This window comes from Ignavibacteriota bacterium, assembly GCA_016212665.1.
Classification (GTDB): Bacteria; Bacteroidota; Ignavibacteria; order UBA10030; family SZUA-254; genus FW602-bin19.
The window spans coordinates 1-18,078 of record JACREZ010000035.1 but is presented as its reverse complement, the minus strand read 5'-3'; the positions used below and the strand labels follow the sequence as shown (position 1 = coordinate 18,078).

Sequence of the window (18,078 nt, the reverse complement as noted above, 5' to 3'; positions counted from 1 at the left end):
GTGGGGTAACTCCGCTCGTCCTACGGACTCGCTCCGTTACCCCACACGGTACTTGAACTTGATTCTCTGAACTTAAACTTGTATTATCTACTGACATTTCTAAAGTGCTCTACATACTGACATTTCTAAGGAGTTACTACAAGTGCTGACATGCGGGTTTGAACTGTGTGTCACGATAATCCTGTCAGCATTGTTCGGGTCAACGGCAAACCCGAGCGCATCGGTGCCTGAAGTCCACGTATGGCGTTGTGTTCCCCAGCCAAACCACCCGGTGGCGATACTATCATTCTGCTGAATGTTGCTTGTCCGAAGGAAAACATTGTTAAATGTGTTTCCTCCATCCGTAGATTTAAAAACAGAGTGGACATCTATCGGACCATAAACGGAAATCTTTGCCGTGCCCGCGAGATAGATCGTGTTCGTATCGTTCTTTGCCGTTGCGATGAAATACGGTTTGTCATTCACAGGATCGGGAAGCCCGCTCCGTATGGATGTCCAGTTCGCATCGCCTGATTTCATTCTGTAAATATTTTGAAACGAGGAAGTTGACTGGGCTGATACGGTCGGTGTAACAATGTTGGGGGAAAGTGTGGTGCAAAAGAATTTAGTAACTCCGGCTTGTTTCGTTCCTATGAACCACGCAATTTCTTCCTGTGCAGAATTTATTCCTTCAACAGGCATCTGAGAAAACGTATGCCCTGTATCCGACGAAACAAGAAGGGACTTATTTGTACAAACAGTAACATTCGCACCATCAAAGAACACGCCCGCTAAGTGCATCCCCTTGGTAACTGCATCGGTGTAGAAGGGCGAGCCGAATGTACTTCCGCCATCATGCGAGATATACAGTTTTGTTTTATCACTGATGATAAGAATATGATTGAATTCCGGATGGGCATACAGCTCATAACATTTGTAAGCCGATGACGCTCCTGCGGGGTTTGTAATTGCAAACCATGAATTGCCCGCATTGGTGCTTTTCACAGGAGCGTACCCACCGGTGATATTTTTCAACGTGTAAAGAACTTCCGGCACATTGGTGAAGCGAACAACGGTGTGATGAAATCCGGTGAGTTGCTGGAAGGGAATGGTTGTCCATGAGGCGCCAAAATCACTCGAATGAAACACATCGCTCATATCGCACGCAAGATATACTTCATTGCTGTCAAATGGGCTAATGCTTGGCGCCATCACCGCGCCGCCGCCGCCGATTCCGGTTGAAATCCATTGAGCAGAAAGTTGAGCACATAGAAAAAATGTACAAAGAACAAAAGTAATACGCATGATAAAACCTGATGATGTTTTGTTGAAATATGCTGAAACCAATGTACGGTTTACAGGCGGGCGGGCGTGGGAAATGTAATCAACAATAGTTGAACGTGTGCGGTGGATGAAGATACAATTGTATTCTCACTTGTCAAAATGAAAAGTGAGCATTCCCAGATGAACGTGATTACAATCAAAATAAAAAGCCCACCGTCCTGATTTCTCAAAACGATGGGCTTTTTGTTTTTGTGTTTTTCTGAGTACCGAATACTAAGTACTCATATACTTATCTGCTTATTTCACAAGCATCATCTTCTTCACTGAATTGAACGTCGTGACATCGCTGTCAATTTCTTTCGCTTCGAGTTTGTAGAAGTACACACCGCTTGCAAAGTTCGTTGCGTCGAACTCAATCGCCTGCATTCCTTCCGACATTTCTTGCTGTTCGAATAGAGTTGCAACTTCCTGTCCTAACACATTGAAGATTTTCAACGTGACGTACGAGGGTTGCACTAATTCGAATTCAATCGTTGTCATCGGGTTGAAGGGATTCGGATAGTTTTGTTCTAACCGGTATTGACTCGGCACACCGTTCTCAGCAATTGTCGGGGCAAATCGTGTCAACATTGTTACGCGTGACGGGTCACGCTTCAGATAATTCACCTTGTACAATGATTTGTATCCCTTGACAACCAACGGACTTGTAGAAACCGTATCCGAGATAAACGTATATCCCACGCCAAACGGTCTCCAGAATTCTCTATTGATTCTCGTGACAATAGTATCGAGTATGATTAAGTACGACAACGGATATTTTACTTGGTCTCTCAATCCTAAGGTTAACGCAGAATCGGAGAGCGCGATAAGTTCACGAATTGTTTTCCCGTTGAAGATTGTATCGGCGCCGGATTCTTTGTCGAACACCAAATCACCAAGACCACGCGGTGTGATTCCAAGGTCGCTCGCGGCAACGTTGGTTTTCAATCCTGTGAGTTCTACCGTGAAATGGTTCCCGGAATTTCCAAAGAATGTTGGCGCAGTCTTCTCACCGGCAATAAGTATGTAATTTGTTAGCGGTTGTTGTTTGCTTGGTTTCCAAAGTCTGAGATTGTAAATATATTTTGCAACTGAGGCTTGATGGTACCCAACAAAACTTCCTTTACGGTATTTATAATACGCGTAATGGAACCAACCGTAGAAGTTTGCACTGTCATATCGCTGGATTCCGATGCGGAGATATCCGCTGTCCGATGGAGTTTCTAAGCCGAAACCAAGATTCAAATAAACGCTGTCACGCACGTTTCCTGCGTTCGGTTTCTTAATGAATCTGCTTCTTCCTTTTGCAGCAGCAGATTTACCATAATCGCCAACTGAGAACGTACGGAATTTGATGGTATCGGGTTGATAGAAATTCCCGAACGCAAATCCGTTCGTATCCAGATTGCTGAACATCTGCACCGTGTAGTTTGCTCCGTTTGCAGGGGTGGTTTGACGCCATTCGCTGCGCGGAAGTTCTTTGATTGTATAAACACCAGCCGGTACCGGGTCGAAGAGGAACGCGCCATTTGCATCCGTCATGACTGTTTCCGGTGCTGTATGGGTTCCAATCAGAACGACTTTCAAACTATCCATCAAGTCGTCTCTATAGGAATCTTGAACGCCGTTGCTGTCATGGTCGAAGAATTTATATCCGGAAATTGAACCGAACTCGAAGTTACCGATATTGCCTGTGAAGTTACTTCCGCTTACAACGTTGAACGTGTAGCAGGGAGTTGCAGGCAATGTTTGATACCAATCGGGTTGCAGTACTTCGCATACTTCATACGTTCCAACAGTCAGGCTGTCGAAACCGAAGTTTCCGGCTTCGTCAGTCGTATCCGATTCGATGATGTTTCCATTTTTCTTAAGATTGATGACCCAGTTTGCAAGAAGCGGGTCGTCTTCTTCTTTCACAGAATCACCATCCATGTCTTCAAACTTCAGACCGCTGATGTATCCAAGATTGAAGTTGCCAAAATGTTTTCCTGTCAGTGTTGTTCCTGATGTCAGGACAAATTGATATGCACGGGGTCCTGCATTAGCATCCGCCACAGGAGCGACAATGCCTGTCCCCTCTTTCGGATATGTTTGTATCCAGTTTGTCTGCAAACTTTCCTGAACAACATACGTTCCGGGAGATAAATCAGTGAACGAATAGTTACCGCTTCCTGAGGTAATCTTGCGGGAGAGCAATTGGTTGTTCGAGTACAATTTTATCACCCAGTTGTTTAAACCTTGGTCACTGGTTACTGCACTGTCACCTTGCAAGTCATTGAACTTCTGCCCGGAGATGGTGCTTAACTGGTAGTTACCAAAAGTTTTATCTGTTGCATTTGTACCTGATTGAACAGTGATCGAATATGTTCCTGCAACGGGATAGGTTTGTCTCCAACTCGTCTGCAAAACTTCGCTGATTGTCCATAACCCGGCTTCAGTATTGGTGAAACTGAGTGAGTAATTTCCGTTTGCATCCGTCGTTGCGTTCTTGGTTGATGCGCCTTTCGTTGCACGAATCGTCCAACCTGATAGTCCGACATCTCCGGCATCTTTTGTACCATCGCCATCGAAGTCGTTGAACTTCATTCCGGTAATGTATGCGGTTTTGAAGTTACCGAAGTTAATGTTCGATACATTTACACCGCTTGAACCGACAATGTTTGAAGGATTCGTCGTGGTTTGTATCCAACCGTTTTGAAGAACTTCTCGAACGGTATAGGTTCCGGGACCCATGTTTGCAAATGAATAGTTACCGGAAGCATCTGTTGTAGTTGAGCTAGTTGCTGTCCCGGTAAGATTTATCGTCCAACCGCTGAGTCCGGGTTCTCCGTTATCTTTCACACCATCACCATCGGTGTCATCGAACTTTGTCCCACTGATGGTGAACTTCCGGAAGTTCCCGAAGTTTATATCAGAGACATTTGTTCCGCTTGACGAGGTAATGGAAGAAGGGTTTGTTGTTGTTTGGAGCCAGCCATCTTGCACCGTTTCCGTTACCGTGTATGTTCCCGGTCCGAGAGCGGTGAATGAGTACGCTCCGTTTGCATCGGTTGTTGCTGATGCCGTTGCACTTCCTGCAAGATTGATTGTCCATCCTGCAAGTCCTTCGTCGTTTTCATCTTTCACTCCATCGCCATTGTGGTCGTTGAACTTCATACCGCTGATGCTGATTAACCTGAAGTTTCCGAAATCAACACCGGAGATATTTTCTCCGCTTGTTACTACAAAATTATCCGGATTTGTTGTCGTTTGTAGCCATCCGTCTTGTAGCGCTTCGCGAACTATATATGTTCCGGGTTGGAGATTGGTGAACTGATAATTACCATTCACATCGGTGGTTGCACTCGCAGTTGCAGTTCCACTAAGATTCATTGTCCAATCTGAAATGCCAGGTTCATTTCCATCTTTCACACCATCTCCATCAAGGTCGTTATATTTCTGACCGCTGATAGTTATGAGTCGGAAATTACCGAAATCAATACCGGTAACATGGTCATCGGGATTGACTGTCAAAGGAGATGGCGAGAGCGTTGTCTGCATCCAACCTGATTGCACAACTTCACTTATTGTATAGGTTCCGGGTAACAGGTTATTGAATGCATAATTTCCGTCAACATCAGTCAATGTTGTTTCGGGCACGACACCGCCAGCTAAGATAATTTGCCAGCCACTTAATCCAACATCACCGGCATCCTTCGTTCCATTACCGTTCAGGTCATTGAATTTCATTCCGATGATTGAAATAGTAGAAAGTGTTGTCATCCCTTCGTTATTATAGAATGGATAGTAGTCAACAAAACTTGTAACAGAATTTCCCTGTCCATTCGGATTGTTGTAATTAGGAATTCCGGGAAGTGTCTTCGTATCAAGCGGACCGGTAGTGTGACCCCACCAGTTGCTTGTTGCATTGAGTATACCGGTCCCCTCATTTTTAATTCCGAACAGAGCGTTTGCAAAGATTTTATTAGTGTTTACTGTGATTTCTCCTGCTGACGTACCAGTCAGTACGTGCAATCCTACACCTGTACTATTCTTTATCTCGTTTCCGGTGACTGTGATTGCACTATGTGTGGCTGTTCCCGTTCCACTCTTTAGATAATCATGGAATTGAATACCTTCCAAGTTGCCGTCAAGAGTATTGTTTGAAATAGCCAACGTGCTGATTGTTGCCGGACCATTCGATCTGCTTTCAGCAACTGCCAGTACAGCCGCACGCACATTGGTCGCTCCTGAAATACTGTTACCGCTTACTGTGACTCCGGAGAGCGTAGCATTACTTGTTGACGAATAAGTGCGGGACAGGAGATTGATAACAGCACGTGAGCCTGTCGGAAAATTACCCGTGACTGTATTGTTGCTCACTTCCACGTTTGTTCCTGCCGTGACAGGTTTTGTTCGTGAACGTGCTGCAATTTCAATTCCAACACCGGCATCGCCCGGGTCATCAAATAGACTTATTGGCGCTTCAATGGCGTTATTGTTAACCTGTGAATTGATGACATTTGTCAGTTCAATACCGGCGTATGTGAAGTTTGCTATCTTGTTATACATTATCACCCAACCGCTTTGCACTATCATGGATGTTGTATTATTATTTTCACTGCCGACAAGAATTCCATTGTAAGCCAGATGGTGAATATAATTATTTTGTATTGTAACGTTATTCGCGCCTGATGTATTCGTGCTCATGCAATATGAAGAAATTGCGTTGCCATCTCCGTTTGAGCCAGAACCGGCATAATTTCTAATCTCAAATCCATCAATGATGACATTAGAAATTCCATTGGCAATCTTAATAGCATCATATTGAGAGCCAGTTACTCCGGTACCATCAAGAATAGATTCTCCGGTGCTTGTGTTGCGTGTACGCGCGTCCACACCGGCTTTAGCGCCATTTAATGTCAGGCTCTTATTAAGGTTTAATTTCTCAGAATATGTTCCTGTTGCGACATTAATAATATCAACAGCATTTGCTCCATTCACAGCCGCCTGAATTTTCATCCCCGGTTCAACATACAACTCGCCATCAACTAAGTTTCTGATATACGCCGCTGTTTGAATGAGATGGTCAGGAGCGGGAGTTCCGGTTGCCGCGGTACCTGCTTGTGAAAGTGTTTTGTAGAATCGAACACGCGGCTTTGCATCGTCCTGTGTTCCGAGCAACGCAAATTCAAAATCAGCCTGTTGGAGTTGAATGTTGTATGATCCATCGTAACCGTATGTCGGCGGATTCCCTGCCGGGTCTTCTTCTGTGTACAATCCGCCGTTGCGTTGATTGTTTTCACCAAACGAATTAGTTCCTGTAAAAACAATATTGTCAGTAACGAACGCCGGGTCAGTTTGAACACGCATGCCGCCCCACGTATTGTTGCTCGTGGAGATGTTGGTGAGTGTTGCGCCATTCACGTTCCGAACGACGAATCCCGTTCCACCGTTGTTGTACGCGTTCACATCAGTAACGCTCACGTTCGAGCCGGTGTGGAACTCAAGTCCTGCGCGATAGAAATCGTGAATGACAACATCTTCCACCGTAGCGCCGTTGAAGTTGCCGGAGAACTTGATTGCATATCGAGGGTTGGATGAGTTTGTTTGTCCAGCGCCGACATGCGTGAATCCTTTCAGCGTTACACCGGAAACCGGAACCCAAATAGCCGTTAATGGACTTCCATAACCACCTAATCCACCTGAGTTGATAACGACCTGAGATGGGTCCGCAATGTTTCCGATGAGAGTGAGGTTTGCCTTGTTGATATTCAATACTTCACTGTATGTTCCGTTTGCAACGTTTACCGTACTTCCGGAAACAAGATTGATTCCCTCTTGAATTCTTGTCGTTGTTCCTGTTTGCGGACTAGCCGCGCCTACATTCAACACAGAAAAATCGCCCTGGAATCCAATTGCACCGTCTGTATCTGTTGCTGTGTTGAGCCATGGTGTGTAATCAACGGTGGGGGTAACTTTAGTCGCTACCGTGGCAGGATCATTACTACCCCACCAATTGCCATAAGTATTGATAACAGTAGTAAGTGCTGCATCTGCTTTCAATCCATAGGGTGTGCCAAGAATGCTATTATCATGGCAGGTAACAGTTCCATTTAACCCAGAAATTTGAATTCCACTGCTACTCGGAACATTTATAAAGTTATTATGTATATATGCAGTTACACCTCCGGCAGGATCACTATTTCCGCCCGAGCTTACATTTCTCAGATTGATTGCTCCATAATTATTAACAATACTGCTGACGGAAAAATTAAAGTTGTTCTTCTCAATTTCAACATTGGTATATTTCCCCACTCCTGAACCACTGAATCCTCCTGAAAAAATAATACCGGTAGATCTGAAGTTGGTAAAGGTATTACCAGTTACCTTTTGAAGTGAGGTGATAGTAGTCCCTCCATAAGTGATGGCTTCAATAGCCCTTCCTCCAACATCTCCTGATAATGGTTCATAATAAGGCGTATAGAGGTTATCAAAGGTATTATTCTCTATTGTTGTTGTCCCAGTTACTTTTTCAACTAATATTGCATGGTACATTTCACTAAAATAACTCTCTTTAATAATAATATCACCAGAACCGGCATATGCCCAAATGCCATAATCCTCTCCGGCAGGAAGTCCGGAACCGTGACCAACTATTTTACAATTTTCGATTGTTTTTGAATAACTACCTTTTGTTAGGATGTAATAATTTCCACCACCACTGGGTGCGCCTCCATTAATCATTTTAAACCCTTTGAAAACAATGTTTCCTGTTGGATTATACATTCTTACTTGTCCGGGAGATGGTAAAGTAGTTTTGTTCTCACCATCAATCACAACATTATCCGGGTTGGTGACATCTCCAAGTAGAGTAATACCCTTAGAAATGTTTACCTGTTCTTTATATGTTCCTGCCGCAACTTGAATGACATCGTCTGACGAAGCATCGTTCACACCACCTTGAATTGTCGGATAATAAACGTCCTTCGTAATGTTGTGGACTGGGGCGGGATATGCTACACTGATTCCCCACAACGCTTCCGCAGTCACTTCATTGTTCTCACCGGATGTTGGATAATTTTCCCAGCCGCCTGTACCTAATTGCACACCCATCATATAATCTGCCGCGCCTTGAATATTTGTCAGGTACGTTGCACGATTGATTTCATTGAGTGCAAGGATTGAATAACCGGTTTCTTGTATTGTCTCGTTCCCGTCGTTGGGGATAACATAATTAGAATTCCATGCGAAACCGCCTCCTGAAATTTGGTATCCTGCAAGAACTGCCGCAAGGTCTGTAAGATTACTTGCCGCCGCATGTTCACCGGTTGTCGGGTCAAATTCTTCATTCACGAATGCGAGTCCGTACAACGCACCGGCGAGTCCGATGACATCGTAATAGGCATCGCCATCGAGTTCATCAATCTCTCCTTTGGTGCCTGCAATCCATTCGGCAGTACTTTCATCACACATTGCCGCTCCGACGAGCCCCATGCCGATATCCCATGCCGCCATGTTTCCGATTCCCTGACTTGCCCTGCTTGTTCGGATAAGATTCACATACGATGCAGTAGAATAGAGTGTCCCTGCGCCGTTTCGATTATATGTGCCTGCGGCAAGTTGGTCATAAAAATTCGTTTTCACATGAGAACGGTATGTTGTGCCGCCGAAGATTTTATCCAACTGCGCGGCGAGGTATCCATCCGACGGAGAAAAATTATTTGTCTTTGTCAGAAGGTAGGCTCCGGCATTTGTAAGAGCGGTACGTTGGGTACTGACTCCGGTTTGTTGATACGCCTGAGCAAGTCCCATTGCAATCGGACCGAGAATATTCCCGTACGTCGGAGGCGCGTTCAGGGGCCAACCCCAACCTCCATCAGTGTATTGCTTCTCAACTAAACGGTTGCCACCCGCGAGTGAAGAACTGGCAGAAGACATGATAGATGTTTTTGGTTGAATTGAGTTGCTCAATACATCGGATGATGTTTGCACCATCGTTGTAAATACATCATCCGAATGTGGGTAGGCAGCAGTTGGTTTGGTAAGCAAAGTTGAAGCCTTTTGTGCCAAACCAATTGTTGTCATTAAAATTGCAATCAGGAAGAAAGCAATGTAGTGAGTGTGATTTCGTTTCATAAATTTTCCTTTTAAGTATGTTTTTTTATAAAGTGAATTTTACAACGTATATTCCATTAGGAATTGAGTTTCTAAAAATAAAAAAGCCCTCAAAGGAAAATCTTCCTTCAATAAATCTCTGGCAGGAGAATAAAATGATGGTTGAGCCGGTGGGGGCTTTAATATTTTGTTACTCAGGAGGAGAACGTAATGTTCGTTTGTCCGAAGTGAACAACGTATAACTTGATTTCAAGTTTAGAAACATGTAATGGATTTTTCTTCTGTAAAACTGTGTTCAGCAATCATACGTTTATGATAGGAAATAAAATTTCTTATCATGACAAACTGTAATGATGCACTCCGTTACATTTGTTGTAACGGTAACTCTGTATTAGTTTAATTGAAGAACGTAAGAATGGCTGGTACCCGACCTATGATGGTGTCGGGCATTCTGTTTTGTGTTTGAATACTTTCGTAAACATCGCCTTGTGATTATAAGAGACACCCATCGCAAAGCGTGGGTAATATATAGAATATTTATTTTCGTGTCAAGAGATTTATCAGATATTTTTTATTAATTTTGTGAGTGTGATATGCAGACAGTACTTCGTGTATATCTAACGATGTTCTCCGATGAGAACATGATATTGGTTGAAAACAGAAGGAAATAGAAAATAAGGTTTCAAGGTCTGAATAAGAGTTCAAGAAAAAACGGGCTAATCTCTTAGCCCGTTTTTTCTGTTGTCAAAAATTCTTGACGATGATAAGCATAATTGTCCTTATCGCATCAGCAGCATCTTCTTTATGCTTGTGAACTTTTGTGAAATTCCGTTTTCATGATGTTGCTCGGCTTCCAGTTTATAGTAGTACACACCTGAAGTAAAGTTCGAAGCATCGAATTCAATTTCATGAATGCCGCTTTCCATCTCTTCACTGTTGAGTAGTGTTGCAACTTCTCTTCCCAAAATATCATACACTTTCAACGTAACCGAACTATTAACTGATAACGAATAACTGATAACGGTAATCGGATTGAACGGATTTGGATAATTCTGTTCCAAACTGAATGATAACGGTTCATTCAAGTTTCTGAATGATTGTTCAAACATCGCTACTACGCCGATTTGTGAAGTATCCCGCTTGAGATATTTCACACGGAAAAGAGAGGTTTTCCCTTTGAATTTCAAAGGATTGGTGGAAGTCGTTTCCACTCGAGAAGTTGTGAACGCACCATTGACCGTGGACATAACACTGTCCATAATATTGAAGTACCACTTGGGATAGCGATACACCGTATCACCCTCGCCACGTACTAATCTTCCCATCGTGAGCATGCTATCCATCATGCGGCTTATTTGTCTGAGTGTTTTTCCTTCTACAATACTATCGCCGGCAAAACTTCCGCACGAGTACACCAACTCACCGAAGCCCGCCGGAGTTACACCGATATCACTTGCGGCAATATTTGTTTTCAGTGCAACATGTTGGACGGTTCCATACGTGATAATATTGCCGAGTTCGGGCTCAGCCCATTTTTCGCCGACATATTTAACCGGGAAATAATCAGTCGGTTTCTTTCGTACAATCTGTTTCTGTTTATTCCTCACGTTCTTCAGTGCATCAGTATTGAACAACCAGTGACGAACAGCCGCCCGGTTGTACAATCCTGTCCGGCTGAACGTGTGTGAATACCAACCGTAATAGAGCGCGCTATCGGGGCGCGGAATTCCGACGGTGAGATATCCGAAATACGTTGGTCGCGTGTCATCGGTGAAAGCGAGTTTCGCGAATACCGAGTCTTTTGCATTTCCGCCGTTCGGTTTTCTGATGAACCCGCTTCGTTGTCGCGCTATCGGAGCCTTGTTGTATTCAAGCACAGTGAATGTTCTGAACTTCACTGTATCCGGTTGATAGAAACTTCCGAACTGCAAGTTCGAAGTATCTAATCCGCTGTGCATCGGAATCGTGTATGGATTTCCGCCCGATGGTTTCGTCTGCCGCCATAAACCACTGCTGAGAACTTTGACGCTGTAAGTTCCTGCTCCAACCGGATCAAACGAATACAATCCATTAACATCCGTGACAGTTGTTTCCGGTTGTGTCGTTGCACTTTCGAGAATAACAGGAACGCCGTCAATCACCACTTCACAGACAGTGTCGAAGGTGGTACTGCTGTCTCTGTCCCAGAAAACATTTCCTCTGATTGAACCAAATTGGAAGTTGCCGAAATTCTTTTCTGTGAGTATGCTTCCGCTTTGAATTGTTAGAGTAAACGAAACAGTCGCCGGCGTTGTTTGATACCAATCATCTTGCATCACTTGCGTGACTGAATATTCTCCCGCTGTCAGTTCCCCGAATCCATACGAACCATCTTGCTGTGAAACAGTACTACCAACGTGTGAACTATTTTTTGTCAACGTGATTGTCCAGCCGGGAAGGTTTCCTTCATTCCCATCCTGCGTTCCGTCGCCATCATAATCATGGAACACTTCTCCGCTGATACTTCCCAGTTTGAAGTTGGCAAATTCTTTTCCTATAACATTTTCACCGGATGCGACTGTGATGAAATATGCCTGTGGAGCGGCATTGGAATCGGCAACAGGAGCGACAGCATTTTCAGGTTGAGGAACTGTCTGAATCCATCCGACTTGCAAACTTTCCTGTACGATGTAGGAGCCGGGTAACAAGCCATCAAACATAAATTCACCATTCACGTCTGTCACTGCACGGTTGACAAATTCATTATTCTTGAAAAGTTTGATGACCCAGCCGGAAAGTGTTGCGTCATCTGTCGTCAAACTGTCGCCGGTTAAATCTTCAAACTTCTGACCGGAGATTGATGCAGGGCGATAGTTTCCGAAATTTACATTTGTCGTATCAACCGCAGAGACAGCAAGAACTGTATGAGTTCCATTTGGTGGAGATGATTGTGACCAACCGCTTTGCATGACTTCACTTAATGTCCATGTTCCGGTTTCTGTTGTTGAGAAGATGAACGAGTATGAGCCATCGGATGCGGTCGTTGTAGATTTTGATTGAACACCGTTCACCGCATTGATTGTCCAACCCTCAAGTCCGGTTTCTCCGTTATCGAACACTCCGTTGCCATTTGCATCCTCAAACTTGAAGCCGGAGATTTTCGGCGCTTTAAAGTTTCCGAAATTCACTCCGGTAATTATCTGACCTAATTGTATTGCAATCGGTGCGGGAGAAGTTGTTGTCTGCTGCCAGCCGGATTGATTCACTTCCGTGACTGTGTAGGTTCCGGGAAGTTCGAGATAGAAGGTGAATTGTCCGTTGACGTTTGTTTGAATTGTTTGAGTTGCGGGTCCGTTGATAGCGATTGACCAGTTTGAAATTCCCGGTTCGTTCTGGTCTTTCGTTCCATCTCCATCGAGGTCATTGAATTTCATTCCGCTGATGGATGCGCCAATGACAGTCAACGTTTGCGCGTTCGACAATCCACCGCCGGGCGTTGGATTAAATACGGTAATCAGATATTCGCCAATCGCTGTGACATCGGAATTTAAAATGGTTGCCTGTACTTCAGTCGCGCTGATGTATGTCGTCGCACGGTCGCTTCCGTTAAATCGTACAACCGACGAGGGAATGAAATTCCCACCGAACACGGTGAGTGTGAACGACGGATTTCCGATTGTTTGGAGCGAAGGATTGATGTTTGTGGTAAAGGGAAGAGGATTCACCACCGATTGTGTCAGCACCGCCGATGTGCTTCCGTTGAAGTTTTGGTCGCCGGAATAGACTGCCGTAATTGCATGGTCTGCCGCGCTCAGCGTTGATGTGGAAACAGATGCCGTTCCGCTTAACAAGATTGCTGTACCCAGTGAAGTCACTCCGTCAAAAAATTCCACCGTTCCGGTTGTATTGATTGGAGTGACGGTCGCTGTAAACATCACCGATTGACCAAAGATAGAAGGGTTCAAGGAAGAAACCACCGATGATGAAGATGATGCTTTGTTCACATGCAATGTTCCGCTCGCTGAACTCGCGTCGAAGTTACCTTGTGCTGAATAGGTGGCTGACAAACTATGGTCTCCGCCGGTCGGATTGTTCACCGTAAATGTCGCCGTGCCTTTTAATAACTGTTCCGTCTGAGCCGCACCGCCATCAACACTTAATGAAATTGTACCTGAAGGAATTCCAGCCGCGGAGGAAACAGTGAGCGTAACAGTTCCGTTCTGACCGAAGGTAATCGTCGGCGCGTCAATGGAAATTGAAGTCGGAGCCGGATTCACATGAAGATTTCCCGATGCAGAACTTGCATCGAAATTTCCTTGTGCAGAATATGATGCGCTCAATGAATGGTCGCCTGCGTTTGGTGAAGTGATGGTAAAGACGGAAGAGCCGTTCGTCAGTGCTTGAGTCGTCGCCGCTCCGCCATCAACACTCAATGAAACATTTCCCGTTACCGTTCCTGCTGTCGAACTTACCGACACGGTTACCGTTCCGTTCGCGTTGTAGGTAATCGTCGAAGCGGAAATCGAAGTTGAAGTTGCCGCTTGATTGACATGCAAGGTTCCTGTTCCGGCGCCTGCATCAAAATTACCTTGTGCAGCAAATGTAACGCTCAGACTATGGTCGCCTGCGCTTGGGCTTGCAAGAGTAAATGTCGTTGAGCCGTTCGAGAGAGTTTGTGTTGTTGCCGCGCCGCCATCAACACTTAAGGAAACATCACCAAGGACAGTTCCTGAAGCTGACGTCATTGTCACAGTTACACTTCCATTAGCATTATAGGTGATTGTCGGTGCGTTGATGGATACGGTTGTTGGAGCCCGATTGACATGCAATGTTCCGCTTGCACTGCTTGCGTCATAATTTCCCTGAGCTGAAAATGTTGTGCTCAAACTGTGGTCGCCCGCGCTTGGGCTTGTGAGAGTGAATGTTGTCGAGCCGTTCACTAACGATTGAGTCATTGCACTTCCGCCATCAACACTCAGCGAAACATTTCCTGTCGGAGTACCGACGCCGGAACTTACCGTTACTGTCACGATTCCGTTCGCGTTGTATGTTATCGTTGGAGCGGAGATGGAAGTTGTGGTCGGCGCCTGATTCACGGTTTGAGTAATGTTCGATGAAACGCTCGGTTCATAATTCACATCGCCGCCGTACTGCGCTCGTACTGCGTGTGAACCGGCAGTGAGTAAAGATGTCGAGAGAGAAGCACTTCCGGCTGTTATCGAACCGGTTCCGATGGAAACATTGTCAACAAAAAATTCCATTGAGCCGGTCGCCGTTGAGGGTGAAACGGTTGCGGTAAACGTTACCGATTGCCCGTACACCGACGGATTCAGATTTGATGAAACAGAAGAAGTACTACTTGCGCGGTTAACCGTTTGTGTCAGAGCGGGCGAAGTTGACGCGTTAAAATTGACATCACTACTGTAGACGGCGGTGATTGAATGACTACTTGTTGAAAGAGTGGAGGTTGAGAGCGATGCACTTCCACCGGAAAGAGTTGATGTTCCCAATGAAGTCACTCCATCGAAGAACTCGACGCTTCCCGTCGGCGTTCCGGCTCCGGGCGAAGTTGCCGTCACCGTTGCCGTGAATGTTACCGACTGTCCGAAGACCGATGGATTTTGATTTGATACGAGCGACGTTGCCGTGTTTGCTTTACTCACTGTTTGATTCAAAGCAGAAGAAGTACTTGTATTGAAATTTCCATCGCCGTTGAACACGACTGTGATTGAATGACTTCCGGTTGAGAGCGAAGAAGTTGAAACCGAAGCGCTTCCGCTTGAAAGCGTTACGGTTCCTAACGAAGTCGCTCCGTCAAAAAATTCCACACTGCCGGATGGGGTTCCTGCGCCGGGTGAAGACGCACTTATTGTTGCGGTGAACGTCACCGATTGCCCGAATACGGAAGGATTTACACTTGATTGTACAGACGTGGAACTGTTTGCTTTGTTCACTGTTTGAATCAACGAAGAAGAACTGCTCGTATTGAAATTCCCATCGCTGTTGTACACAACTGTAATTGAATGACTTCCGGTTGAGAGCGAAGAAGTTGAAACCGAACCTGTTCCACCCGAAAGAGTTGCAGTTCCTAACGATGTCGCTCCGTCAAAGAATTCCACACTGCCGGTTGGCGTTCCCGCACCGGGTGAAGACGCCGTCACGGTTGCAGTGAACGTCACCGATTGTCCGAACACGGAAGGATTCACGTTTGATTGAACGGAAGTTGTTGTGTTTGCTTTGTTGACGGTGTGAACATGAATTGCAGAAGTGCTTGTATCAAAATCCGAATCACCGCCGTACCGCGCTTTCAATGAATGATTCCCAACACTGATCGAAGAAATATTCAGCGTCGCTACTCCACTGTTGAGCGTTGCTGTTCCGAGTGAAGTTGTGCCTTCAAAAAACTCCACTGTTCCGCTTGCGTTACCCGGAGAGAGCGTTGCGGTAAGTGAGACTGATTGACCAAATACAGACGGATTCGGTGCGGATGAAAGCGTTGTGCTTGATGCCGCTCGAATCACTACATGTGTGTGAGTTGCAGAAGTACTGCTGTTAAATTGTGCATCGCCGCTATAGACAGCCGTGATGGAGTTGTTCCCTCCCGGCAATGAACTTGTTGAAATCGAAGCAGAACCATTGCTGAGGTTTGCCGTTCCGAGTGAAGTCGTTCCGTTAAAAAATTCCACCGTCCCTGTTGCTTCGCTCGGTGAAACCGTTGCAGTAATGGTAACGGATTGAAATCGCTGAGATGGATTCGGAGATGTGGTTACGGTCGTTGTCGCAAATCGTGCATTACCGAAATTGATTCCGGTAATTTGCTGTCCGGCTGTCGGAGTGATGTCTGACGGATTCGTTGTCGTCTGTACCCATCCCGATTGCTGAACTTCGCGAACACGATATGTTACACCGGGAGTTACTTCAGCGAACGAATAGTTACCGCTTCCATCTGTTGTTGTTGATGCTACTATACCGCCGGAAGTATTTTGCAGTTGAATTGTCCAGCCGGATAGTCCCGGTTCACCGTCATCTTTCGCTCCGTTGTTATTCGCGTCTTTAAATTTCTGCCCGCTGATGGACGCGCTCCGTGCGTTCACAAACTTCAGAGTGAGCGAATCACCAAAGCCGCCAACAAATGAAAAACTATTGCTTGTTGATGTGTAGGTAACGTTCCCGCGAACGTCACTTGTTTCAAGGACGCCGAGATGACTCCATCCCGAACTGTCCGCTTCCGTTACGATGTAATTCCCTCTTCGTAATGTATCGAATGTTCCAAGCGAACTCCCCGACGCAACCGATGCAACTAAGTTTGATGGCGCAATGGAGTTTCGATAAATACTGAGATTCCAGTTTTTCGAACTTTGGTCGTTCGTCGTTCCAATCAATCCGTCAGTATCCTGATTTTTTTGAAGCGTCAACGTTACACACGTGTTCAAACTGAATGCAAGAGGTCCGGCAAAATCCGCCAGCCCGGAAGCGAACGATGGAGATGTTCTTGAGTGAACAATTGCTTGACCGATGTTGGAACATGTCATCGTATCAACATCGAGCCCTAACTTTGTCATGTTCAATCCAACTTCTACAAATGCGAGCGGGTCCAACGTTGTTGTCGAGTCTGCGCCGGCGCCCTGAAACGTTCCCCATGGACCCGATTGAACGGAAGAATTGTTTTGTTCAGCAATGATTGAACCGGCAGGCGGATTAATGAGCGCCCAGCCGAAAGGTGCAATTCCACTACCTTGGTCAAACGTCACTCCGGATGGAGGATTCTTCGTCCACATATAGACAAAGGTCGTAACACTGCTTCCGCCATATTCTGTTACAACAAGTAAATCGCCCGGTTTGGAAATTGTACCGCCACCATTTACAACGGGAGTTGTAACAACGCCCGCCGTTCTTCCGGAATCCGGACCGAGGGCAGTAATTGTTCCGTTGCCGTTTATGGTCATTCCTGCTTTTAAAAATTCAAAGTCAACTGTTGTAGCGCCGTTCGTTGTTACGCGTTCTGCCGCGATGAAATACCAGAGACTATCTTGTGCATCTCTTCGAGCATGAGCATACGCGTTCACGATATCGGTTTTGCCACTGACGTTTGCTACGCCGAGCGTCCACGCATTCGGATTATCCCCGGTTTTTGAAGTACTCGTAAATGCAGAATTTTCACCACGACCCACCGCTCGGTCTTTGATATGAGCCGTGTTCGGAAAATTCGTGAAGTCAGGAGTTCCGCTGTTGAGAATGACTCCCTTCCCTGAAGCGCCTTGCGCCCAATCATCCATGCCGGAAGAATCTATTCCGGATAACTGCGCCGAACGAATTCCGAAATTTGCTCGAACGGCAGGATAAAAATTTGTTTGAGAAAAAGAAATTGAACCAAAAGCCAGTAAGAGAACAACAAATATACTGACCCGGTACGAATGGAGTATTCGTAAAAACATGACTGCACCTGTTTTTATATTAGCTAAAAGGAAATTTCGTCAGAAGAAAAAAACGGACGAAAGGATGACGGGATGAAGATAGAGATTATTACAGTAAATAAAAAGCGTCTATATCATAGATGTTGAAAAATATTAGAGTTACAATGGGCAGGTTTCCACCCCAAAATATGTGGAAAACAGAGGAATGTACTGAAATGTATTTTCAGAATAGGACTGTATCATTCCGGGCAAAACTGATTCGCATAAACGAAGACAAAAAAAAGAG

Annotated in this window: 3 protein-coding genes; all 3 read right to left on the bottom strand. The window is 45.3% G+C overall.

Annotation, left to right across the window (positions count from 1 at the left end):
* Window positions 1-99 precede the first annotated feature (99 nt).
* Window positions 100-1,284, bottom strand: coding sequence for a hypothetical protein (locus HY960_12795; protein MBI5216622.1), 1,185 nt, complete (start codon window positions 1,282-1,284; stop codon window positions 100-102).
* A gap of 276 nt (window positions 1,285-1,560) precedes the next feature.
* The gene (locus HY960_12790) at window positions 1,561-9,420 is read right to left on the bottom strand and encodes a T9SS type A sorting domain-containing protein (protein MBI5216621.1); all 7,860 of its coding nucleotides are present in this window, start codon (window positions 9,418-9,420) and stop codon (window positions 1,561-1,563) included.
* Window positions 9,421-10,178: 758 nt separating this feature from the next.
* Window positions 10,179-17,813 carry an Ig-like domain repeat protein gene (locus HY960_12785; GenBank protein ID MBI5216620.1) on the bottom strand — a complete coding sequence of 2,545 codons (7,635 nt, stop codon included), beginning with the start codon at window positions 17,811-17,813 and terminating at the stop codon, window positions 10,179-10,181.
* Between the last annotated feature and the right edge of the window lie 265 nt (window positions 17,814-18,078).